This window comes from Desulfobacterales bacterium, from assembly GCA_030066985.1.
In the GTDB taxonomy this organism is placed as follows: Bacteria; Desulfobacterota; Desulfobacteria; order Desulfobacterales; family JAHEIW01; genus JAHEIW01.
Window position 1 is genome coordinate 74,626 of sequence record JASJAN010000002.1, and the last position, 22,617, is coordinate 97,242.

The following is a 22,617-nucleotide window of genomic DNA, read 5'->3' on the forward strand; positions in this document are numbered from 1 at the left end:
CGGCACACAGGAAAGGATAAAAAAAGTAGACACCGGTGGATATTTTTCTGCAATTTAAAGGTTTGAAACCACCTTTCCGTAAATTTGCTCGATCTCTTCAGCAAATTTTTCATAAATATTGGCGCGTCTGACCTTCATGGTCGCCGTCATTTCATCATCATCATGATCCAGTTCTTTGGTCAGCAGCAAAAACTTGCGCACATTCTCCACCCGCGCGAAACGCTCATTGACTCGGTCCACTTCTTGCTGAATCATCCTGCGAACTTCGGACAAACGGGCCAAAGATTTAAAATTGGTATAGGGCAGGCGCTGATCTGTAGCCCACTTGCCCGTATTTTCAAAGTCGATTTGGATCAGAGCGGAAACGAATTTTCTGCCATCGCCCAGTATAATCGCCTCCTTGATGTACGGGCTGACTTTAAGTTCGTTCTCCAGCAAAGACGGGGCGATGTTTTTCCCCCCCGAGGTAATCAAGATATCTTTTTTGCGGTCCACAATGGCCAGGTGCCCGTCTTCATCCACCTCTGCGATATCACCTGTCAAAAGCCATCCATCCACTACTGTTTTCTCAGTGGCCTCGGGATTTTTATAGTAGCCAGCAAAGATGCTCGGCCCTCGCTTCATCAATTCCCCGTCCGGACCGAGTTGATAGGCGATGCAGCTGATCGGCTTGCCGACCGTTCCCAGCTTTATATCATCGCCCATATGGATGAAAGACAGGCCGGTGCATTCGGTCATGCCGTATCCTTCCTTGGCCTGGATGCCGATGGCGTGAAAAAAACGCAGCACTTCCGGGCTGACCTTGGCTGCCGCCGAAAAACACAGGCGCACCTTGCGAAGACCCACATAGTTTTGCAGCGCCCGAAACATCAACCCATAGGCCGTCCATCGGCCCAGCTTCAAGCCCGCACCGATTTTCTTTTTGGCCAATCGCCGGTCACATACCTGGTACCCGATAGCCATGCACCACTTAAAGAGCCAGCGTTTAAGCCAACTGGAATCCTCAATTTTAACGGTTATGGAGTTTTGAAGTTTTTCCCAGATACGGGGAACGCCAAGGAAAACGGTGGGTGCAATCTCCCGAAGATCGCTCTGGATGGTGGCCACACTTTCGGCAAAGTTGACCGTAATCCCTAAATGGATCGGCAGGTACAAACTGAAAATCTGCTCAGCGACATGACATAGAGGCAGATAAGACACCGCGCTGTCTTTTTCATCAGCTTCCAGAGCCTCGGATGTCGCCAGGGTAGTGGCTTCGATGTTGCGGTGGTTGACCATGGCCCCTTTGGGCAGGCCGGTGGTGCCCGAGGTGTAAATCATCATGCAAACATCTTCGGCACGCCCTTTTTGTACCTGGCGCTCAAAAAGATCCGGCTGCTCCTCAGCCAGTTCCTGGCCCAGCACTTCCACGGCTTGAAAGGAGATGATGTTATCTTTCGGATAATTTCTCAATCCCTTCATGTCTTTGACGATGATTTTTATAAGCTTGGGAAGATCCTGCAGAACTTGCAGAACCTTGTCGGTCTGCTCCTGGTCCTCACAGACCACGATCACCGAATCAGAGTGTTTGACAACATAATGGACTTCCGGGTATGGGCTGGTGGGGTAGACCCCCAGGGGCACACCGCCCAAGCTGATGCAGCCCAGACTGGCGTATAGCCATTCGCAGCAATTCTCACTGAGGATCGATAGATGATCGCCCCGCTTGAAACCCAAGCGCACAAGCCCCAGCGCGAAATGCTTCACATGCGACTGATATTGATTCCAGGTGACGTTTTGCCAGATGCCAAAATCCTTTTCCCGCAGAGCGATCTGCTGGCCGCGCTCGGCGACACGCTCTAAAAATGACTGTATCAGGGTTTTACCGCTCAGCTCAGCCATCGTTTCCTCCGCTTGTAGTGCTTGACATCGCGGTAGCTGCTCTTGCTGTCGGTATGGCCCACGCCCATATAAAACTCCTGCACGTCGCGATCGTTGAGCAAAAGATCCACCGGGCCATCCAGAACCACCCGGCCGTTTTCCATGATATAGCCATATGAGCTGATCTCCAGGGCCATCTGCGCATTCTGCTCCACCAGCAGCATGGTGGTGCCTTCATTTTGATTGATCTGGCGAATGATCTCAAAGATCTCATCGACCAGCAAGGGCGCCAGGCCCATGGAGGGTTCGTCGAGCATCATCAGCCGGGGCTGGGCTAAAAGCGCCCGGCTGATGGCCAGCATCTGCTGCTCGCCGCCGCTCAAGTATCCGGCTGTTTGCTTCATGCGCTTTTTTAAGACCGGAAAATAGGCAAAGCACTTGTCCAGGTCTCGACTGACGCCGCTGCGGTCTTTACGGGTGTAAGCCCCACAGGTTAAATTTTCCTCGACGGTCAGATCCTCGAAGATGTGCCGCCCTTCCATGATTTGAAAAATTCCGCGGCGCACAATTTTGTGCGGTGCCAGACCTGCCAGAGACTTTCCCCGGTAATGAATACTGCCTTCGGTAATCTCGCCGTCTTCCAGAGGTAAAAGTCCGCTGATCGCCTTGAGGGTAGTGGATTTGCCAGCCCCGTTAGATCCCAGCAGCGCCACAATGGCGCCCTCCGGAACTTGCAGGGAAAGACCCTTTAATACCAGGATCACATTGTTGTAAATGACTTCGATATTGTTGACTTCCAGAATGGGCGTCAAACCATCCCCCTGTGATACCATCAAATCGCCAAATTGTTTTCAAAAAGCAATTTCAAAACCCCTTTGAGGTATATTTTGCGGTCTTTTGTTAAAAGCGCTTAACGAAGTGTAGCGCAAAATCTTGAACTGTTTGAGGGCGTTCGCCCGAGTTTTTTCCGCCTATGGCGGATTAGCGGAACGAGTTTAGCGATTTTCAAAAGCCGCAAACCACGGAAAAGGGGTTTTGAAACTGCTTCAAGACCTTCACATACCTGGATCTTGTACTCGCCCTGTTGAATCCCCTTCGGGAGCCGCTTTGCGGCATTCAACAGGGCGAGTCGGAGGCTTTCAATTTCCTATTACTTATTATGCAAGGTTCGGCAAACGTCTGGATTAGTCGAGATAAATCCAATCCGACGCCGATACAAACTTCCCGGCTTTCGCCCGGTACACCTTACCCATGGCCGTCGCGTTGGTGTCGCCAAAGCTGACCAGGCCGGCCAGGCCACCGGTATCCCATTTTTGGACCAGCGGGATAGCGTTCTTTAAATTTTCGCCGGTGATCGGCAAACCTTTTTCATGCGTGATTTGAGCCAGCTTCACGAAAACCATTCCGGTGAACCAGCCCTGCAGGTAAGAGTTGGGCCGATAGGTCACCTCCGGGTGGTGCTTTTGGTTGTAGGCCTTGATGTTCTTGATCATGGGCACGTCATCCATGTAGTAATAAGCGTAAGGTGATACGCCCATATAGCCTTCCCCATCCGGGCCCAGCTTGTCGAGCAGCATCTTGCTCATGGCCCAGAAAGTGCCCATAAAGGTGATATCCAGGCCGAAATCTTTGGCGCCGGTGATCACTTCCGGAATCGGTGAAACCACGTAGCCCTGGAATATGCAGTAGTCGGGTTTTTTGCGCTTGAGATCCAGCAACTGGCTGGTGACATCCACGGCCCCGACCTTAGTGACTTCTTCGGCGACCACTTCGATACCCAGCTCTTTGGCCAGCTTGCGGGCAAACGGAATCGGGTCGCGCCCGAATTCGGTATCGCTATAGAAAAATGCCACCCTGGGCGCCACACCTTTTTTCTTGGGATTTTTGGCAATGTATTTCAACAGCACACCAAACTGCTGGGCGTAAGTTGGCCCGCTGACAAAGATGTAGGGATTTTTCTCCCGGACGCTAAGCTCTTCTGAGAAGCTGGTTGAGCCGTAAAGCACTTTATAGCGATTGTTGATCTCAGGCGCCAGGGCCTTTCCCTGGCCAGTGGATTCGCCGTACATCATGGCCGGTTTATCCTGAGCCATCATCTTTTTAAAAGAAGCAATGGCGCGCTTGAGATCATAACCGGTGTCTTCATAGATGTATTTAAACTTCATGCCCCCCACGCCACCTTGCTCGTTGGCATAATTTAACGAATCCATCAGTCCGGCATTAAGGTGCTTGCCGGCAAAGGCAAAACGGCCGGTGATCGGCTGGCAAGCACCCACTTTGATAACATCCGCTGCAATCACATTCCCCGCTGACCCGAACAAAAACAGCATCAACGTCAGTGCCATTAAGATTCTAACGTGTTTCATAGCTGACTCCTTTCCATTTGGGTTATAATTTCGATGATTGTCAGTTCTTTCCTGTACACAACTCGACAGCCTTTCTAACAAAAACAGGTTTTCTATCAGGTTAACCGGTTGTGCCCGTTATAAAAAATGTATGTTTATAGTTAATCCGCCTGCGGCGGACCAACGGGTAACGGGCTCAACTCATAAAATCCGGACACTTTGAACCGAAATAAGCACAAGCTTTTAGCGCTCGATACTGTTCGAGGTAGCTCCTAATACTCAAAGGGCCACAGCCGAAAATAATCTTTCACACGACGCCACATTTCAGCCAATCCATGGGGCTCGAAAACCAGAAACACCACAATGAGCAGACCGAAAACGACCTGCTGCAGCGGAAACAGATAGCCCATGGCCTGGGGGAAAGCATCCACCATCAGGCTCAGTGTGTTTTTGAGTATTTCAGGCACCAGGGTCATGAATATGGCACCCAAAATAGCGCCCAGCACACTGCCCAGCCCGCCGACAATAATCATGGCCAGATAGCGAATACTTTCCATCAGCGGAAAATGTTCAGGGGTCACGGTTCTTAAAAAGTTAACCCACAGACACCCCGCGACTCCGGCCATAAAAGAACTGATGCCAAAGGCGTACATTTTATAGTGCAACAGGTTGATGCCCATCAATTCGGCTGAAATATCCCGGTCACGGATGGCGATAAAAGCCCGACCGACACGCGTCCGAAAAATATTGCGCGCTAATGTCACACAAATGACCACCACCGCCAGGGTCACAAAATAGAACTTAAATTCATTATCCAGCGAAAATCCCAGCACAGTTGGCACAGGCAGGTTGATGCCCCGAATACCGCCGGTCATGGACTCCCAGTGCACGAAAATAAACTCAAAGATAACCTGGGCAGCCAGCGTGGCAATGCATAAATATAAGCCCTTCATTCGCATTGAGGGCCCACCGACGATCAGACCAAAAACAGCGGCCGACAGCCCGGATAACGGCAGGCACAGTAAAAAAGGCACCCCCAGCCGGGTCGTTAAAATCGCCGCGGTATAAGCGCCGATACCCACAAAAGCCGCATGCCCCAGAGAGATCTGACCGGCAAAACCAGTTAAAATATTGAGCCCCACCGCCGCCACAATGGCCACGCCCACCAGATTGGCCATGTACAACCCGTAATTGCCGACAACAAAGGGAAATAATAAAAGGGCCACAAATAAAATACCCAACCAGAAACGAACCGTGGGTGTTTTAAAAACCGCTTCATCTGCGACATAACTATCTTTAAAATCTCCAATTCGCATACGAACAATTGTCCCCTAAAGCCTTTCGATTTCTTCTTTGCCGAAAAGACCGTATGGCTTGATTAACAGTATCAGTACCAGCACAACAAACGGCGCCACATCTTTAACCCCACCGCGAAAATAGGGGTCCAAATAGCCGCCGGCCAAGTTTTCGATGATGCCCATGATGAAACCGGCCAAAACAGCACCGCCTATGGAATCCAGGCCGCCAAGAATAACCACCGGAAATATTTTAAGACCGATATGCCCCAGGGTAGGGTGCACGCCGCCGATGTTGCCGATGATAATCCCGCCCAGGGTGGCGGCAACGGCCCCAAAAGCCCAGGAAAGCGTAAACATGGCCTTGACGTTAATACCCATCGAAAAAGAAGCGCTTTGATCTGCGGCCGTGGCGCGCATGGCGATGCCAACTTTGGCGTATTTAAACAGCAGCGCAAAGACAATCACGACCACAACCGCCAAAACAAATCCGTAAAAAAGGTTGGAGCGGATGACGATTTCACCGATAATGATCGGGGCCCGGGGCACGATCGCTGGAAAACTGCGAAAATCAGATCCCCACACCATTTCGGCAATGCCCATCAAAATTGAACTCAGACCGATGGTCACCATAACGATGCTGATGGTGGGCTGCCCGAGCATGTGTCTCAATACCAGGCGCTCAACCGTAAAGCCCAGCAGCGCAGCACCGGCCATGACACCGATAAAAGCGGGGATGGCTGGCAGGCCCAGATAAACCATAAAAGAATAAAAAAAATAGGCCCCGATCATCATGAATTCGCCGGTTGCGAAATTGATGATGCTCGTGGCCTTATATATCAGCACAAAACCCAGAGCGATTAGCGCGTAAACCCCCCCGACCGCAAAACCGCTAACGAGCAATTGTAGAAATATGTCCATTGCGCGCCTTTTTCTCTCCCAGGTAGGCTTTGATCACCTCCGGGTGCTGTTGAACATCCTCGGGCTTACCCTCTGCCAGTTTCTGGCCAAAGTTGAGAACCAAAACCCGATCAGAGATATCCATGATCACTTTCATATCGTGCTCAATCAGCACGATGGTCATGTTGCGCTCCTCATTGATGTCCAGAATAAACCGGGCCATATCTTCGGTTTCTTCGGCATTCATGCCGGTGACCGGCTCGTCCATCAACAGTATTTTCGGCCGCATTGCTAACGCACGGCCAAGTTCGACGCGTTTTTGGAGACCGTAAGCCAATGATCCCACCGGCAGCTTCCGGATGGCTTCGATTTCCAAAAAATCGATAATCTCTTCTTCGACTTTGCGCCTGAGCGCCATCTCTTCCCGATGGGCCGGCCCCCAGTAACACAAAGATGCCAGCAGACCGGTTTTCAGATGGCTATGGGCGCCGAGTTTGATATTGTCCAAAGCGGACATGCCGCGATACAAGGCGATATTTTGAAAAGTACGGCCGATGCCAAGGGCGGCGCGCCGATGCGCTGCCATGTGGGTGATGTCCTGGCCGTCAAAAGAAATTTGTCCTTCGTCGGGATGATAAAAACCGCTGATGCTATTTAGAATGGATGTCTTACCGGCGCCGTTGGGTCCAATGATGGCAAAAACTTCGCCCGGGATAACCTCAAAGCTGACATCGGACAAAACCTGCAGGCCACCGAAAGATAAAGAGAGGTTGCTGACCGCAAGAAGGCTCATGCATTTTTCTATAGCCTATGGTGCGGCGATGCGCAAGACTGGAATATCATGCCGGGAAAGAACTACGTGTTTGAGGGACTTGAGCGTTATAATCGCCCGATGGCGCTGACAGTTGACGGTGTACATGCTTTTTATGCAGAACTGAATATCGGTCTTTGCTGCGGTCAAGGGGTATATTTTCGCGGACAAGATACCAGGCTAATATTGATGGGGCCTATCATCGGCACCCAAAATTTCAATCATAACCTTTTACCGTTCACAAAAAGCTGAGCAGCTGTCGACAGGCACCGCCGTGTGCACACGCCAAAATAATTTGGGAGTGGTGCCGTTAAGCAATTGTGTGCAGATTATCTTGTCCGGCTAAAAAACACCCCTTGACCTGCAAAACGACCCGACCGCTCAGGCATTCACTGGAAAAGGGGAGAAAAAATGCGTATTACAGATTCAGCGCGCAATGGGCAGCGCCCAGCAGCGCGGCTTTGTCGTTAAGGATCACCCGCACCGCAATTTTTTCCATAAATTCTTTAAAGCGGCCCTTGGCAATGAACGCATCCATGAAATCCTTGCGCTCAAGAGCAGGTAATATTTTGGGTGGAATGCCACCGCCTAAGAACAGGCCTCCGGTCGTCATACCCGTGAGGGCCACATTGCCGGCAACAGATCCGAAAATGCGGCAAAACCGCTTCAAGGCCGCCCGGCAGAGCGGATCGTTGCCGTCAATGGCGCTGGCGGTAATCACGCGTGCGGCATCGGCTGTGCGCATGGCCTTTTTAACTTTGGGCGATTCGGCGATGCCGCCGATAAATTTCAGACCGTTATAAATATTAACCAATCCCTCACCGGAAAGCACGCGCTCTGCACTAACATAACCAAAGCGGGCGTACAGATAGTGCCACAGATCGATCTCGGATTCATCAGCGGGGGGAAAACCCGCATGCCCGCCCTCGGAGGCTACCGGGCGGTAACGACCATCCGCATACACCAGCAAGGCCAGCCCCAAGCCGGTGCCCGGCGCCACCAGACCGATGTTTTGGTTTTTGTGAACCCTGAGGCCGTTTAGCGCAGTGACCTCACGGTGGTTAAGCAATGGTATGGCAAGGGCAGTGCCGGTCAGATCGTTGATCAAGCGCACCTGCTGCCAGCCAAAGCGCTTTTGCAGCTTTTTCTCCGATACGACCCAGGGAAGGTTGGTGGTACGACATTCACCGTTGATCACCGGCCCGGCAATACCGAAGCAGGCCTTTTTGATCTTTGCCGGATAGCGCTGGTGCATTTTGTCGATGATGGTTTCAAGGCTGCTCGCCTCCCGGCTGGAAAATTTGGCCGACACCAGGGCTTTGGGGCGAGACTTTCCGGTAACATACAGACCGAGGTTGGTTTTGGTGCCGCCAATATCGCCGGCCAGCACACAGGCCGATTCTTTAAAAGATTTGGTTTTAGGTTTCGACATCATCAAGAGGCCTTGTCTTGAGTTATCGTTCAGGGCACTTAAATTCCTGTGCTTGATCGCAGTATTACCACTACCGTCGCCACTTTAAAAGCGTATTAAAAATTTTGTGCACCCGGGGCGTCAGCCGCGTGCGGTTGTATGCATCACCTGCTTTTTTAATGGCTTCGGCCTGGGTCGGATACGGGTGAATCGTACGAGCGATAGTACCCAATCCGGCACCCGCAGTCATGGCCACCGTGATTTCGGAAATCATATCCCCGGCGTGCCGGCAGACCATGGTCGCCCCCAGTATTTCATCGGTTCCCTTTTTTACATACACATCCAAAAACCCGTCGTCATCGCCTTCAAGGATGGCGCGGTCAACCGTATTCATTTCAACGGTAATGGTTTCCACCGCCATGCCCTTTTCTTCTGCCTCATGGGGGTAAAGACCTACATGGGCCACTTCCGGATCCGTGTAGGTGCACCAGGGAACTGTCAGGGCGTTTGATTTTGAGCGACCGAAAAACAGAGCATTTTGAATAACAATGCGCGCGGTGGCATCGGCGGTATGGGTAAATTTGTACGGAAAGCATATATCTCCGGCGGCATAGATATGACGGTTGGTGGTTTGCAAACGCTCGTTGACCTGAACACCTTTTTTGTCATAGGCCACACCGGCTGATTCCAAATTCAATCCTTCCACATTCGGTGTGCGCCCGACTGCCAGCAGCAGTTGATCGACCACCTCATCATACTGATTGCCGTGGGAGTCGACCACCAGATGAATTCCGTCGGTTTGCTTGCGGATTTCAAGGTTTTTGCCGCAGCATCTGAGTTTAACGCCGTCTTGCGCCATGACCTTTTCCACGACTTCAGCCGCACGCGGCGCATCGTTGGGCATAATGCCATGCATGGCCTCGATTAAAATGACATCACTGCCGAAGCGGGCAAATGATTGCGCCAGCTCACAGCCGATGGGGCCTGCTCCGATCACCCCCAATCGCCGGGGCAATTCGGTAAGTGAGAAAACCGTTTCATTGGTCAAAAATTCCACTTCGGATAGACCGGGTATGGGCAGCTCCAATGCGCGTGAGCCGGTCGCAATGCAGGCCCTGGCAAATTTTATGGCCTTGCCGCCCACTTCGATAGTATCGGGTGATGTAAATCGAGCAGACCCTAAAAACACATCCATGCCAAGCGCTTTGAACCGTTGGGCCGAATCATGTTTGCTGATATCGGCGCGCAGACGCCGCAGGCGTTCCATGATCGCTGCAAAATCGACGCGAACACCATCGGGCACGTGGATACCGTATTGACCAACAGCGCGCACATCGGCTGCAGCGCGCGCAGCCCGGATCAGGGCCTTGGAAGGCACGCAGCCAACATTTAAGCAATCGCCCCCCATCAGACTGCGCTCAATTAGGGCCACTTTGCCACCCAAACCGGCGGTGCCAGCGGCGGTGATCAGTCCGGCGGTTCCAGCACCGATGACCGCCATGTTGTAGCGGCCATCAGGCTCTGGATTGATCCAGTCTGAAGGGTGAACATTTCCGATCAGTCGCTGGTTATGGGCATCATATGGCTGGGCCTGTGGAAATTCATTTGGATTTAACATCGCTGTTCCTTTCTGCGCGATCAAAATGACGAATGTAATCAATTGAACAATAAGAAGACAAAACCAGGCTGTCAAAGAAGACACTTTTTGCTTTGGCATAACTGTCGATTGGGAATTCGAAACCTTACGCGTTTATGGCTGGCAATTTTATTTTTTTGTGCAAGGGCCACAGCAGCCGATCCACCGAGTTGACAAGTCCTGCTTAGTGGTTAACTAATCCATCATATACGCAATTGAGGAAATCTTATGACAACCACCGCAGAACACCAACGCTTGCTCGAATACCACGAGCACAAAGCCAACTGGAAAAAATGGGGCCCGTACCTAAGTGAGCGTTCATGGGGCACCGTACGCGAGGATTACAGCGCCGACGGCAGTGCCTGGGATTATTTCCCCCACGATCATGCCCGCAGCCGGGCCTACCGCTGGGGAGAGGATGGCATTGCCGGCATATCGGATCGTTTCCAATACTTATGCTTTGCACCTGCTTTGTGGAACGGCAAAGATCCGATTTTGAAAGAGCGCATGTTCGGCCTGACCGGCGCCGAAGGAAATCATGGCGAAGATGTCAAAGAATATTACTTTTACCTGGACAACACACCAACCCATAGCTACATGAAAGCCCTGTATAAGTACCCACAAGTAAAATACCCCTATACCGATCTGGTCGCTGAAAACAGGCGACGGAATGCTCTGGACTTTGAATATGAGCTGCTGGATACCGGTGTCTTTCGAGAAGACCGCTACTTTGATGTTTTTATTGAATACGCCAAGGCCGATGAACGGGATATTTTAATTCAGATTAAGGTTGCCAATCGGGGGCCGGAATCAGCCGTTTGCCATATACTGCCCACACTCTGGTTTCGCAATACCTGGAGCTGGGGATATGAAAAAAGCCCCATGGGCGAAGTTGCCGAAAAACCACAAATGAAGCAAATTCAAGGATTGACGGGTGCGGCGGCCGCAACGGCACAACATTCTGCTACCGGTACGTATACTCTTTACGCTGAAGCTGCCGAAGAGCTCATTTTCACCGAAAACGATACCAATGCAAAACGCTTTCCGGATATACCCGGCAACCACCAGTTTAGCAAAGATGCATTTCATCGCTACCTGGTGCACAATGAAAAAGACGCCGTCAATCCGGAGTGCGAAGGCACCAAGATGGCGGCTGTTTATCGTATAGAGCTGGCCGCCGGCCAGGACCACATCATACGATTGCGCCTTAGCAGCAAAGACTTGCCGTCGGCATTTGCTGATTTTGAGGCCATCTTTGAAAAGCGTCGCTTTGAAGCTGATAAATTTTATGCCGCAATTCAAAATCCACAGCTGAGTGCAGACGAAAAAAAAGTGCAGCGGCAAGCGCTGTCCGGCATGCTCTGGACCAAGCAATTCTACTATTACAATGTGGAGCAATGGCTGAGGGGTGATCCAAGCTTTCGATCAGTCCCTGTGACCCGACACACCGGGCGCAATCACGAGTGGCAACATCTCTACAATTTCGATATCATCTCCATGCCCGATAAATGGGAATATCCCTGGTATGCCGCCTGGGATCTGGCCTTTCACTGCCTGCCGCTGGCTTTGGTTGATGCCGATTTTGCCAAACGCCAGCTCGCCCTGATGGCCCGCGAATGGTACATGCATCCCAACGGACAGCTACCGGCTTATGAGTGGAAATTTGGTGATGTCAACCCGCCCGTGCATGCCTGGGCGGCATGGCGGGTCTATCAGATTGATGCCAAGCAAAAGGGCCAGGCCGATCGCGAATTTCTTGAAAGCATTTATCACAAGCTCCTGCTGAATTTTACATGGTGGGTTAACAAAAAAGATGAAGAAGGCCGCAACGTCTTCCAGGGCGGATTTCTGGGTCTGGATAACATCAGCGTGTTCGATCGCAGCGAACCGCTGCCCACCGGCGGCCACATCGATCAATCCGATGGCACCGCCTGGATGGGATTCTATTGCCTGGTCATGTTAAAAATCGCTTTGGAACTGGCCAAAAATAACCCCGTCTACCAGGACAGCGCCAGTAAATTCTTCGAGCACTTTTTACGCATTGCCCGGGCTATGACCGGTGACTACCGGCGGGGGGTTAGCCTCTGGAATGAAGAAGACGGTTTCTTTTATGATGCCTTGCATTTGCCGGATGGCGGCGTTATTCCCCTTAAAGTGCGCTCGCTGGTAGGCTTGATGCCGCTGCTGGCGGTGGAAACGCTTGAAGCCGATTTGATTGATTCGCTGCCCGATTTTAAACGGCGCATGAACTGGTTTTTTGAAAATCGGGTGTATCTGCGAGACGGCGGCCATGTGGCCTGTGTAAGGGCACCCGGGCGACATTCGCGCCGGCTGCTGTCGATTGTCAATCGGGATCACCTGCTCCGCGTGCTCAAACCCATGCTCGCTGAAGATGAGTTTCTATCTGAGTTCGGCATTCGCTCACTTTCCAAATATCACAAAAAGCATCCGTACTCTTTCCACGTCGATGGCAACGCCCACACCATTGGTTACCAGCCGGCCGAATCCGAAAGCGGTCTGTTCGGCGGCAACTCCAACTGGCGTGGGCCGATCTGGTTTCCGATTAACTATTTACTGATCGAAGCCCTTCAGAAATTTGACCACTACTATGGTGAGGATTTTAAAGTGGAGTGCCCGACCGGATCCGGAAAGATGATGACTCTGGGTCAGGTGGCTACCAATCTTTCGCGACGGTTGATTAAGCTTTTTTTGCGCAACAGCACGGGCAAACGGCCGATATACGGCTCAGTGGATGTTTTTCAAAATGACCCCCATTGGCAGGAATTGATACTTTTCAACGAATACTTCCACGGTGACAATGGCGCCGGTCTGGGGGCCAGCCATCAGAACGGCTGGACCGGACTGGTGGCCAAACTAATTCAGCAATCCGGCGGTTGGTTTGGGTAAAAATCGTTTTAATCATCAGCGGTACGATCTGAATAATTTTCGCTGGCGCCTTCGATAACACCATCCGCAAACACTTTCCAGCTGTCAAAAGCGGGAAAGGTTTCATTCATTTCGTCGAGTTCCGTGGACAAAGTTTTGAATACCGTACTGTCAAGTGAATTTAGCACCGTCTCTAAAACCATATCCAAAAAATCCGCTTTGGGGATACTCTCGTCAATTTCGGTTCGGTTGGCAATCTCATAACCCTGTCTGAAACCCAAGCCTAAAGCCCGCTTTGTCAGGTCGGTTAGATGTTTCTCGGTCATCGATCACTCCCGTTATGCCGCGCCGGAGGGCACTAGCCCGCGCCCAACCCGAAGCAATTAAAACACCAAACACACTTCAGATGCCGACTACATCATTTGGCGTCTTTTTCTTTTCTAAGCCGAATTAGGACGTTGTAAAGCCCCTTGCGCTTGAGCTCGTCGAAGTTTTCAAATACGGCTTCTTCAAGAATTCTGAATTCGGGAATCGACCAGCGCGCGTAAAGTTGAAGATAGTCGGCAAAGGTTGCTTTTGAAAAATCAAGCCGCCGATGAGCTTGACGCCACTCGCCGGTTCGTTCAATTTCATGCAGTTGTAAGACCTGCTTGACCATCTCCTTTAAGGCCAGATCCTGAACATCCGCAAGCACTTCCGCATTCTGCTGTTTCCAGCTTTCCCGATCTTCATGTTCGAGGGGAATTATTTTCGCCATCGGGCACTTTCCTTTAGCTTAAACCGCAGGCAATTTTGAATCAGTAGCACCTGAAGGCTTCCTGAATCGCTTCCGATACCAGTATCCAGGGTGGATTATCGAGCTTGTCCGGGTTATTGGACAGATAATCTTCGACGACAAGCTTGACCTCCTTGATTTTAACACCTTTGGGAATACAAATCTTATCCGGCTTCATGGTGCCGTCATTTATGGCGCGATAGGCAAAAGTCACACCTGAAATAAATCCCAGACCATAACCATACAATTGAGGATCGTTGCTTTCGATACAGGCCAATAGATTATGGCCGCTGTTCATAGGGCCGCATTCCGCAGACGAAACGGCCGCCATCGCCAAAATAAGGACCACACTCGTCACGATTGTGAGCGATTTCATACATGCCCCTCCTTTCCCCTTTTAAATGCCTTGGAAGGGTATTGATTGAATGCTCAATAGAACATTGACCTAGCGATCAAATTCTGTGTCTGAAAAGAGCACCGTTTCCTGTTATAAAGCTTCAGGGATCAGTGTGCAAGGTAAATTCAAGGTGTCAGGTGTCGGGTTTCAGGTGTCAGGGACGAATAGAAGCGCTGACACCTGAACACTGAAACCTTGGATTCAAGGTTGTTCGACCATTACCGACATCCCTGTTGTAACCCGCCCGTCGCGGATACGCTGGGAGAGAATTTCTTGGAAGATTTCGTTTTGCCGATCATCCGCCCCGCCGATTTCCACCCACTGACCGTATGGGACGCTTAATTCCGTCTGGGCGTCGTAAAACCGAATGACACCATCCTCACGGTTGTCATAAGAAAGGCGCGGAACGATCTTTAAAATAACATGGTTACCCGCAACTGTCGGGGTCACTTCAAATCCGGTTTCAACGCTTTGCCATTCGACCGTTGCGCCGCCCGGAGCATGCCTTCTGACAAATGGCGAGCTGCTTAAGTAAGGGATTTCTTTGCCGGTACGGATAAAGGCCGGACTGCCGGACATGGCAACCACCCAGGCTTCGGTGTGGCCCCTTTGCCGGTATTCACGATCGCTGTATGATCTTACCGTTCTGCTTTTTTTGCGGCCACCGATAGTTACCGTCAGATCATCACTGGAATAGCGGCTGCTAGCAGCATGCGCTTGCCGGCGGCCGGCACTGCCGGTATTAAATCGAACGCGAATGCGGACTTGCTCAACCGGAATATCAAATCGCTCAACGTAAGCGTACACGCGTTGGATCGCCTCAGCGTTATCCACGACAACCAGTGAATTTACCCGTTGACTGACTGTCACGCGGCCCTGATCTGAAAGCAGGCTTTCAACAACCGGCACCAGTTCGGCCGCGCGGCGATATAGGACTTTGATAACCGCCACTTCCTGTGCTGCGACACTGTTTGCCAACATCAAAACAATCAGCATCGTGCCCAAAGCGCATATCGTTGTGTATTTCATTTTTTTATTTTGAATATTCAGCGGTCTTATTTTCTTTGACTGTACCATAAAAAAATTTTATCATGCCAGTCTCTTAGAATCAAACAGGTTTGCCGGTTACCCGTTTAGCCCGTTGGGCCCGTTAAGAAGGAGTACTGTCTATTTTTTATTCATCTAACCGGCAAAAAGACCAACCCGCCATAAGGGGACAAGCGGGTAACAGGTTCGACCGACAGAACTTAGATTCCATTTTAAATGATTGCTATTTTCAGAGAGGAGGTCCATGTTCTATGTTTTTATCATTACTGAAAAAGCGCAGAAGCATTCGAAAATACCAGGACCAAAAGCTGGATCCGACAACGATTGATCAATTGGTGGAAGCGGCGCTGCGCGCGCCGACATCGATGGGTAAAAATTCATGGGAATTTGTCGTTGTGACCGAACCCGAAATCCTGGCAAAACTGTCCGGCGCAAAACCCCATGGGGCCAGCTTTTTGAAAAATGCCGCCCTGGGAATCGTTGTCTGCGGCGATCCGCAAATTACCGATGTATGGATTGAAGACGCATCGATTGCATCCGCATTTATCCATCTGGCTGCTACATCGCTTGAACTGGGCAGCTGTTGGATTCAAATCAGGGAACGAAAACATGATGATCAGCAGTCGGCTGAAGCCTATATTGCCGGTGTACTGAATCTACCGGAGCATATGAGGGTAGAATCCATCATCGCCATTGGATATCCGCAGGAGAGCAAGTCGGAGCATCCCAGAGAATCGCTGCCATTTAATAAGGTCTCACTCAATACCCATGGCGCTCCTTATTCGCAAAAGATTTAAGGGTTAAAGTTTTGCAATCGATTTTTCATTTGACTAAAAACGGGAATGAAAAATATAATACGGGTGGACCTTTTGACCCTATCATTTTAACCCCCTGTATCTGATTATGGATGACGACAAACGATACCTCACCGCGCAGGAGCTGTTAAACGATTCATTTGAGCTGGGGCTGCGCATCTTCAAAAGCGGATTCAGGCCCAGTTTTATCATCGGGGTATGGCGGGGCGGCACACCGGTCGGCATTGCGGTTCAGGAAATACTGGACCATCTGGGTGTTAAAACCGATCATATCGCTATTCGCACCTCTTCTTATTACGGAATCAAAAAAAGAGACAAAGAAGTTCGCGTCCATGGACTAGAGTATGTCATCCGTCAAGCCAACTGGGAAGACGGCCTGCTGCTCGTTGACGATGTCTTTGATACCGGCAGCAGCATTAAAGCCATCATCGAGGCCCTTACCGCAAAAATGCGCCGCAACCTGCCAAAAGACATCCGGGTTGCCACGGCCTGGTTTAAACCGAAATATAATTTAACAGACATCGTGCCGGATTATTATATTCATGCGACCGATAAGTGGCTGGTATTTCCCCACGAGCTGGAAGGCCTTACCCGAGAAGAAATCTTCGAAAATAAGACCGGCATGAAAAAGCTATTTGAAGATGCGGGATTGGTGTAAACGCTGTCAGCCTGAAGTGTCGCGGTCAGCTATAGGTGCAATAAAAACACAAATTTTAAGATTTTTGCTATTGTTCTTTATTACTTTAAGGTGTAAGGGTTTTTTTGACCCATGATGCCTGCCCTCTTTTTTCGCGGTTTGGTGTTATGGTTAGGCTATCTCGGTTGTTCCGTCTAGGGCGACTGGGATAGCCTGTACTTTTTGGGCCATCTGGTTAAAACATGACGCCTCATCTCACAATGAGAAGCAGGGCTTTAGATTTGAGGCCGGTGTCTGGTTCGTGAACGCTGGCAAGAAACATTGGTTTGTGTTATGAATGAACGTTAGCGCCATTTCAGGTGAAAGGAGATCACATTTGAACGCCCTTCGCAGACTAATTAGGCCTGCCGCTTTGCTGCTGGCTCTCCACTTGCTGTTGCTTTCAGGATTGTATCAATCGGGCTTGGCGGCCATGATCAGTACCGAAACGACGATCAAAATCGATCACAGCCAGCAGATGCGGGACCGTATCAACCAATATCTGCTGCGCGAAGATATCATCGCACTATTGGAATCCCGCGGCATTGACCCGGCGGAGGTTGTCGCCCGGGTGGATAGTTTATCAGATGCTGAGCTGGAACATATCGCGGATTCCATCGATGAGCTGCCGGCCGGCAGCGGCTTTTTTGAAACCTTTATCATCATCTTATTTTTGGTATTTTTGATTCTGTTGATCACCGATATCTCCGGCTATACCGATATCTTCCCTTTTGTCAACAAACAGGCCGCGACAAACAAATCCAGCGGTCCGGCAGTGGTTGAGCCCAGTGCTAAATCGCAGACGGCCTCCACGCAAACGACTGTCGGAATCAACCCGGACACGCCTTTGAACATTTATTTCAATCCCAACTCAAATGACCTCACCGCCAAAGCATATGAAAGGCTTGATCGTGTGGCGCTCTTTATGGCGCAAAATCCGCAATGGCAGATTAGCATAAAAGGCTTTTCAGATTCGACCGGCACCTCATCCTATGACCAAATGGTGTCCGAAGTCCGCGCCAATACCGTTAAAAATTATCTGATCGCAAAGGGCGTAGAGCCCTCAAAAATTTCAACCGTGAGTGGAAAGCAAAGCCAGACGGGCAGTCAGGTCCTTATCGAATTTAAATAAACCTGCAGACGCTGGATAAAATTCAATACTTATCAGGAAGGGTCTACACCGTTTCAGCGGCCAACCGCTCAACCGGCCGCTCGTTCATCAACCAGTGTACAAATGCGGCCATTAAACCCAGCACCACGCCCAGCCACCAGACCATATCGTAGCTTCCGCTGTGATCATACAGCCAGCCACCCAGCCAGACACCAATGAAGCTGCCCACCTGATGGCCCAGAAAAACTATACCGTAAAGCATGGCCATGTAACGGGTCCCGAACATCAACGCAACCAGTCCCGAAGTCGGCGGCACCGTCGCCAGCCATAAAAACCCCATGGTGGCGCTGAACACCAGCACGGAGGTGAGGCTCACCGGGATTAACATAAACAAGGTGATCACGACCGCACGCACTGAATAGATCCACACCAGCAGAAAGCGCATCGACATTTTGCCGGATACAACCCCGGAAATATACGCACCGAATACATTGCACAGACCGATAAGCGATATGCTCCAGGCACCCACTTTAGGCTCAAAACCCAGATCGGTGATAAACGCCGGCATATGGGCTGTGATAAAGGCCACATGAAAACCGCAGACAAAAAATCCCATCACCAGCAGCAAAAATGATCGGTATTGTATGGCTTCCTGGAGCGCTTGAGGAACTGTCTGGTCGTTAGCGTTTTGCGCTTGCCCGGCCGGCTGTCTTCCGGAGTAGGGCGCCAGTGGAATGGCCAGCACCGCCATTAACAAAGCCGAACCGGCCAGGATGTTGAGGGCGGTGGCCCAGCCATAGGTATCGATCAACAATTGGGACAGCGGCACAATTGCAAATTGACCGATGGAGCCGGCGGCGGTTCCCAGCCCCAGCGCCCACTGCTGCCGCTGCGGGCCCACTGCTCTGGCCATAGCCGGCAGGATAATGCCAAAGGAAGTGCCCGCAATACCGGCACCCACCAATATCCCGGCGGAAGCGTTCAATCCCCAGGGGCTGGCCACTCCGGGCATCAACACCATACCCAGAGCATATAAAAAAGTTCCGGCAATGACGACTTTAACGTTGCCGAAACGATCCGCCAGACCGCCGGCAAAAAAGGCAATGATTCCCCAGAAAAGATTTTGAACCGCCAAGGCGATGGATATGATTTCACGGCCCCAGCCGTTGGCTTCGGTTATGGGCTTGACAAACAGACCGAACCCGGCGCGGTAGCCAAAGGACAGCAGCAAAAGCAGACAGGCAGTGGCAATTAAAAAACCACTGACGCCATTGCTTTGGTTTGGTGTTGAAGTGTTTGCCACGAGTGATCTCCGGTTTTTGGTGAATACCAAATTACCACAAACACCTCCGCTCGGTTTTCAAGCAGTCGTTCGGATCCGCAGTAATCCAGCAAGCAAAAACCCCATTTTTCCAACCTGAAAAAATGGGGTTTAAACTATTTAACCGGTGAACGGGCTAACGGGTAACGGGCTCAACCGGTGGAGTTTAGCAGAATTCGACACCCACTCCATACGGATAATCACCCCCATCCTCATCGCCGGTATCTTTACACCACTTGACGACACCACAAAATTCGTTGGGACAGGATTTAAACGGGGGATTATCCAGTCTGAATCTAACCCGGGTACCGGGCTTGAAGGCAAATTCAGTGATAAAGAACATGCCATCGCCACTCATATTGTTAATTTTACCATATGCAAAGGAGCCTTTGTGTTCATCCTCCAGCAAGATGGTTGAATTATGGTAAAAGCGTTTACATTTTCGGTAATCAATTGCAGCTTCCATTCTTCACCTCCATTTAGCAGAACGTCATCATCGGAAATTCGCGATTTAAATCACAGTATCATTCACTATCGGCGAGTTTTAAACGGGGGGAAAAGCTATTGGAAAATCTGAAACCACCTTCTGAATAAAAATTATATACTACATTGTGGTATATGTCAAGATTAGAATTATGTCCGCAGGAGGGAATTAATTGCAGGTTTAAGGTAGACTATCGGATGTTAATCACAGCCAAACGATTGGGTGATGTCACCCAAATCATTGCCGAAATCAGCCTTGAAAAATCCAAACCGATGGCCCTCGAACCAGTGAAAATCATCACCGCTCCAGTACATTTGATCTTTCAGGCGCGTTTCAGCATAAAAATAGATATAGCGGTTGTGAGTATCGGCAATGTGCTTTTTTTGACCCGCCTGCAACGCAAACCAGCCCCGGGTTGTCCAGTGTTCCGGTTCATTTTTGGCGGTCAGAAAACGCACAGCCACGTAAATGTGGTGTTTGCAATTGTTTTTGATAAAAATCCTGGAAAATAGGTCTTCAGTTGAATCTTTGCTGGCCAGCACATGTCGAATCTGGGCTAAGATGGCATCCGCAGTCGCCTTGTCTTTTTTGATGATGTGGTCTTCTTTGGCATCAATAATGACCTGGGTGGTATTAGCCGTCACCGGGACAATTGTAATGCTGATCTCCAATTCGGGTGTTGATGCCAGAATGATGGTTTCATCCGTATAAGGGGTTACCGAATGTATCCGCATATCCATTTGGGTCAGGGCGCTGCGAGCCGCCTCGGTCACATCGCGCTCATCACCCATTAAAGTTTCTTTGGCAATATTGGAGGTGGTATAGCGATAATACTCGCCACCCCCGGCCATCGCCCCGGGCACAACCACCTCGGCACATCCACCCAGCAAACCGATGCAACCCAGCAGCCCGATGATCGTCAGACCGATTTTCAACCCATCTGTGTCAGTCAAAAATTTTCGCATCTTGTCTATTTCTGTCGTGCTTACGCATGCTGAGACCCTTTATTGTGTCGTAGAAAGTAAGCAGCATTTATTCTTTTTCAATAATTTCAACGATTTTATGATTAGGCGATTTCGCCGCGTATTGACGGCAGGATGGCATCATGGTAAAGGTTAGCCGTTATTCCAATGTGCTAACCGCAAAGAAGAGGTAGCCATGTGATGCGACCGTTAATCCCCATCATTTGCAGGAAGTGATGGGGTTTTTTATTTACGGCAACCCCTAAGGAGCAGCACCATGACATATGAAAGCGCCCGCAGAAAAGAAATTCGTCAGGCGCACGTGCGCCAGATCGAAGAATTTGCCCGCACTTATAAAAAAAGCAAGCCCACCGTATTGCTGATTCCCGGGGGCATGGGATCACAGATCGATCGATCAAAAAAACCCTATAAAGGCGCTGCTTCTCTGCCGTTTAATTACGACCCGATCTGGATGGACCCGGGTATTATTTTTGAAAAAGAAGCCTTGCAGCTTGAAATTCTGCTAAACAACCATGATATCGGCAATCACATCTGCATCCCCAACGGCCCCCTGCGTTTTTTGCTTAAACCCTATAATGCCACCGAAGACTATTTTCGGGACAAGGGTTATAACTACCTGGTATTCGGATTTGACTGGCGCCGTACGGTTCGCGAGTCGGCCGGGTTTTTGCAATTTTTCCTCAAGACGCTCAAACAGCGGGTCCAGGAGTTGTGGCAGGAAAACCCGCTGCCCAATACCACCATTTTATGCCACAGCATGGGTGGCCTGGTGGCCAAAGTATTTTTGCACAAGGTGTTTAAAACCAGCACCAAGACAGCAGATGTGCGCGCATGGATGTCGCGCCTGGTGACAGTGGCAACGCCCTTCTACGGTACCGCCACCCATATAAACCGTTACTACAAGGGCCAGAAACCGTTGAACACCATCTACAATACCAAAAAATTGGCCCGTCTGACCGGAACGCTCATGGGCACCTATATCCTCATGCCGCTAGATAAAAAAACCTACAACCGCAACGCCGCTAAACTGGAAATCGGCCGCTACCCTGTGCGTGACAAGAAAAACTCCGCCATAGAAGCCGACCCTTTCGATCCCCAGATGTTTGCCCGCTACCCATCCTGGGTCAGGCCGGATTTTTTGGCGGCCGCCATCCAAATGCGCAACATCATCACCCGGCAGCTGCCGCCTGCCGTCGTGAAACGGGTATTTCATATCCGCGCCCTGCAGCGGCGCACCTGGGTGGAGTTAAAATGGAAACCCGTAAATGGTGCCACCTTCAATCCCAACAAGGATAAATCACCTATAGACGGCAAACACGGCGCGGGCGGCGGGGGTGACGGCACAGTGCCCTTCTGGTCAGCGCGATTGGTGCAGATTCCCGACAGCCAAGTGTTTAATCTTAAAAAAGCAAAAAAGCACCAGGAATTGCTCGAGCATCCGGAAACCCTCAGGGTCATCCATCGCCTGATCCAAAAGAACAAGATGCCAAAGAGCGTCAAGGCGCCCGATAAGATTCTGGGCGGCCCAAGGGCATCGCTAAAGGCCACCGAAGAATTTATGGCTCAGGTGGCGGCCGGCAAGATCAAACGCAGCGATCCGCAAGCGCTGGATCAAAAAGTGTGGCGTCGGATCGTTCAGGAAGCCAACCTGTGCTAATATAGAAAATCAACTGGTGGATTAAAATATCATGGTATGGCAAGCTGTTGCACGATCAGTCTGCCAATAGTATAATTTTTTGTCTTCGAAGATCTGTGGGGAAAACACATTTAAAAGTAAATGAATTATAGGTCGAGTGCAGATTTGCATCGTTTATCCAGTACACATGTAAAAACGCAACTCGCTCAATAACTGACTTAACCAAGC

General features: G+C 50.5%; 20 protein-coding genes. 5 read left to right on the forward strand and 15 right to left on the reverse strand.

The window, feature by feature from the left end; translation table 11 throughout:
* Positions 1-54 precede the first annotated feature (54 nt).
* The 8 genes from QNJ26_01140 to QNJ26_01175 all read right to left on the reverse strand — a co-directional run bounded on the left by QNJ26_01140 (position 55) and on the right by QNJ26_01175 (position 10,240).
* Positions 55-1,881: an AMP-binding protein gene (locus QNJ26_01140; GenBank protein MDJ0984117.1), complete on the reverse strand. Its 1,827-nt coding sequence runs from the start codon at positions 1,879-1,881 to the stop codon at positions 55-57.
* On the reverse strand, positions 1,869-2,693 hold the full coding sequence (locus QNJ26_01145) for an ABC transporter ATP-binding protein (GenBank protein ID MDJ0984118.1): 825 nt from the start codon (positions 2,691-2,693) through the stop codon (positions 1,869-1,871). The genes QNJ26_01140 and QNJ26_01145 overlap by 13 nt, the downstream gene beginning before the upstream one ends.
* A 351-nt stretch (positions 2,694-3,044) precedes the next feature.
* Entirely contained in the window at positions 3,045-4,226 is a 1,182-nt protein-coding gene (locus QNJ26_01150) for an ABC transporter substrate-binding protein (protein ID MDJ0984119.1), read from the reverse strand.
* A 251-nt stretch (positions 4,227-4,477) separates the two neighbouring features.
* Positions 4,478-5,521, reverse strand: coding sequence for a branched-chain amino acid ABC transporter permease (locus tag QNJ26_01155; protein MDJ0984120.1), 1,044 nt, complete (start codon positions 5,519-5,521; stop codon positions 4,478-4,480).
* 15 nt (positions 5,522-5,536) lie between these two features.
* Positions 5,537-6,421: a branched-chain amino acid ABC transporter permease gene (locus QNJ26_01160; GenBank protein MDJ0984121.1), complete on the reverse strand. Its 885-nt coding sequence runs from the start codon at positions 6,419-6,421 to the stop codon at positions 5,537-5,539.
* Positions 6,393-7,193 carry an ABC transporter ATP-binding protein gene (locus tag QNJ26_01165; protein ID MDJ0984122.1) on the reverse strand — a complete coding sequence of 267 codons (801 nt, stop codon included), beginning with the start codon at positions 7,191-7,193 and terminating at the stop codon, positions 6,393-6,395. Before QNJ26_01165 ends, QNJ26_01160 begins: the two co-directional genes overlap by 29 nt.
* A gap of 436 nt (positions 7,194-7,629) precedes the next feature.
* Positions 7,630-8,646, reverse strand: coding sequence for a glucokinase (gene glk / locus QNJ26_01170; GenBank protein ID MDJ0984123.1), 1,017 nt, complete (start codon positions 8,644-8,646; stop codon positions 7,630-7,632).
* A 67-nt stretch (positions 8,647-8,713) separates the two neighbouring features.
* Positions 8,714-10,240, reverse strand: coding sequence for a mercuric reductase (locus QNJ26_01175; GenBank protein MDJ0984124.1), 1,527 nt, complete (start codon positions 10,238-10,240; stop codon positions 8,714-8,716).
* A 246-nt stretch (positions 10,241-10,486) separates the two neighbouring features.
* On the opposite strand from QNJ26_01175, the gene QNJ26_01180 reads away from it, so the two are divergent.
* On the forward strand, positions 10,487-13,165 hold the full coding sequence (locus QNJ26_01180; protein ID MDJ0984125.1) for a hypothetical protein: 2,679 nt from the start codon (positions 10,487-10,489) through the stop codon (positions 13,163-13,165).
* 8 nt (positions 13,166-13,173) lie between these two features.
* On the opposite strand, the gene QNJ26_01185 is transcribed toward QNJ26_01180, so the two are convergent.
* The 4 genes from QNJ26_01185 to QNJ26_01200 form a co-directional block, all read right to left on the reverse strand.
* Entirely contained in the window at positions 13,174-13,470 is a 297-nt protein-coding gene (locus tag QNJ26_01185; protein MDJ0984126.1) for a hypothetical protein, read from the reverse strand.
* Positions 13,471-13,562: 92 nt separating this feature from the next.
* Positions 13,563-13,901 (reverse strand): hypothetical protein, encoded by a 339-nt coding sequence (locus QNJ26_01190; GenBank protein ID MDJ0984127.1) that lies wholly within the window; start codon positions 13,899-13,901, stop codon positions 13,563-13,565.
* 40 nt (positions 13,902-13,941) lie between these two features.
* Positions 13,942-14,295: a Rap1a/Tai family immunity protein gene (locus QNJ26_01195; GenBank protein MDJ0984128.1), complete on the reverse strand. Its 354-nt coding sequence runs from the start codon at positions 14,293-14,295 to the stop codon at positions 13,942-13,944.
* A 222-nt stretch (positions 14,296-14,517) separates the two neighbouring features.
* On the reverse strand, positions 14,518-15,345 hold the full coding sequence (locus tag QNJ26_01200) for a secretin N-terminal domain-containing protein (protein MDJ0984129.1): 828 nt from the start codon (positions 15,343-15,345) through the stop codon (positions 14,518-14,520).
* Positions 15,346-15,614: 269 nt separating this feature from the next.
* On the opposite strand from QNJ26_01200, the gene QNJ26_01205 reads away from it, so the two are divergent.
* The 3 genes from QNJ26_01205 to QNJ26_01215 all read left to right on the forward strand — a co-directional run bounded on the left by QNJ26_01205 (position 15,615) and on the right by QNJ26_01215 (position 17,986).
* Complete coding sequence (locus QNJ26_01205; GenBank protein MDJ0984130.1) at positions 15,615-16,160, forward strand: nitroreductase family protein; 546 nt, start codon at positions 15,615-15,617, stop codon at positions 16,158-16,160.
* A 106-nt stretch (positions 16,161-16,266) separates the two neighbouring features.
* Positions 16,267-16,836 (forward strand): phosphoribosyltransferase family protein, encoded by a 570-nt coding sequence (locus tag QNJ26_01210; GenBank protein ID MDJ0984131.1) that lies wholly within the window; start codon positions 16,267-16,269, stop codon positions 16,834-16,836.
* A 355-nt stretch (positions 16,837-17,191) separates the two neighbouring features.
* Entirely contained in the window at positions 17,192-17,986 is a 795-nt protein-coding gene (locus QNJ26_01215) for a PA2779 family protein (GenBank protein MDJ0984132.1), read from the forward strand.
* A 43-nt stretch (positions 17,987-18,029) separates the two neighbouring features.
* Here QNJ26_01215 and QNJ26_01220 read toward each other — a convergent pair whose 3' ends face one another.
* The 3 genes from QNJ26_01220 to QNJ26_01230 form a co-directional block, all read right to left on the reverse strand.
* Positions 18,030-19,268 (reverse strand): MFS transporter, encoded by a 1,239-nt coding sequence (locus QNJ26_01220; protein MDJ0984133.1) that lies wholly within the window; start codon positions 19,266-19,268, stop codon positions 18,030-18,032.
* 184 nt (positions 19,269-19,452) lie between these two features.
* A complete protein-coding gene (locus QNJ26_01225) occupies positions 19,453-19,752 on the reverse strand; it encodes a PilZ domain-containing protein (protein ID MDJ0984134.1) in 300 nt (99 codons plus the stop codon).
* Between the two features lie 218 nt (positions 19,753-19,970).
* A complete protein-coding gene (locus QNJ26_01230) occupies positions 19,971-20,735 on the reverse strand; it encodes a DUF3568 family protein (protein MDJ0984135.1) in 765 nt (254 codons plus the stop codon).
* Positions 20,736-21,009: 274 nt separating this feature from the next.
* Between QNJ26_01230 and QNJ26_01235 the strand changes: the two genes are divergently transcribed.
* Positions 21,010-22,410 (forward strand): hypothetical protein, encoded by a 1,401-nt coding sequence (locus tag QNJ26_01235; protein MDJ0984136.1) that lies wholly within the window; start codon positions 21,010-21,012, stop codon positions 22,408-22,410.
* Positions 22,411-22,617: the final 207 nt, after the last annotated feature.

Bases quoted from the DNA above. Each gene is read 5' to 3' on its own strand.
- QNJ26_01140 (MDJ0984117.1), bottom strand. From the start codon at position 1,881: ATGGCTGAGCTGAGCGGTAAAACCCTGATACAGTCATTTTTAGAGCGT.
- QNJ26_01145 (MDJ0984118.1), bottom strand. From the start codon at position 2,693: ATGGTATCACAGGGGGATGGTTTGACGCCCATTCTGGAAGTCAACAAT.
- QNJ26_01150 (MDJ0984119.1), bottom strand. From the start codon at position 4,226: ATGAAACACGTTAGAATCTTAATGGCACTGACGTTGATGCTGTTTTTG.
- QNJ26_01155 (MDJ0984120.1), bottom strand. From the start codon at position 5,521: ATGCGAATTGGAGATTTTAAAGATAGTTATGTCGCAGATGAAGCGGTT.
- QNJ26_01160 (MDJ0984121.1), bottom strand. From the start codon at position 6,421: ATGGACATATTTCTACAATTGCTCGTTAGCGGTTTTGCGGTCGGGGGG.
- QNJ26_01165 (MDJ0984122.1), bottom strand. From the start codon at position 7,193: ATGAGCCTTCTTGCGGTCAGCAACCTCTCTTTATCTTTCGGTGGCCTG.
- glk (MDJ0984123.1), bottom strand. From the start codon at position 8,646: ATGATGTCGAAACCTAAAACCAAATCTTTTAAAGAATCGGCCTGTGTG.
- QNJ26_01175 (MDJ0984124.1), bottom strand. From the start codon at position 10,240: ATGTTAAATCCAAATGAATTTCCACAGGCCCAGCCATATGATGCCCAT.
- QNJ26_01180 (MDJ0984125.1), top strand. From the start codon at position 10,487: ATGACAACCACCGCAGAACACCAACGCTTGCTCGAATACCACGAGCAC.
- QNJ26_01185 (MDJ0984126.1), bottom strand. From the start codon at position 13,470: ATGACCGAGAAACATCTAACCGACCTGACAAAGCGGGCTTTAGGCTTG.
- QNJ26_01190 (MDJ0984127.1), bottom strand. From the start codon at position 13,901: ATGGCGAAAATAATTCCCCTCGAACATGAAGATCGGGAAAGCTGGAAA.
- QNJ26_01195 (MDJ0984128.1), bottom strand. From the start codon at position 14,295: ATGAAATCGCTCACAATCGTGACGAGTGTGGTCCTTATTTTGGCGATG.
- QNJ26_01200 (MDJ0984129.1), bottom strand. From the start codon at position 15,345: ATGAAATACACAACGATATGCGCTTTGGGCACGATGCTGATTGTTTTG.
- QNJ26_01205 (MDJ0984130.1), top strand. From the start codon at position 15,615: ATGTTTTTATCATTACTGAAAAAGCGCAGAAGCATTCGAAAATACCAG.
- QNJ26_01210 (MDJ0984131.1), top strand. From the start codon at position 16,267: ATGGATGACGACAAACGATACCTCACCGCGCAGGAGCTGTTAAACGAT.
- QNJ26_01225 (MDJ0984134.1), bottom strand. From the start codon at position 19,752: ATGGAAGCTGCAATTGATTACCGAAAATGTAAACGCTTTTACCATAAT.
- QNJ26_01230 (MDJ0984135.1), bottom strand. From the start codon at position 20,735: ATGCGAAAATTTTTGACTGACACAGATGGGTTGAAAATCGGTCTGACG.
- QNJ26_01235 (MDJ0984136.1), top strand. From the start codon at position 21,010: ATGACATATGAAAGCGCCCGCAGAAAAGAAATTCGTCAGGCGCACGTG.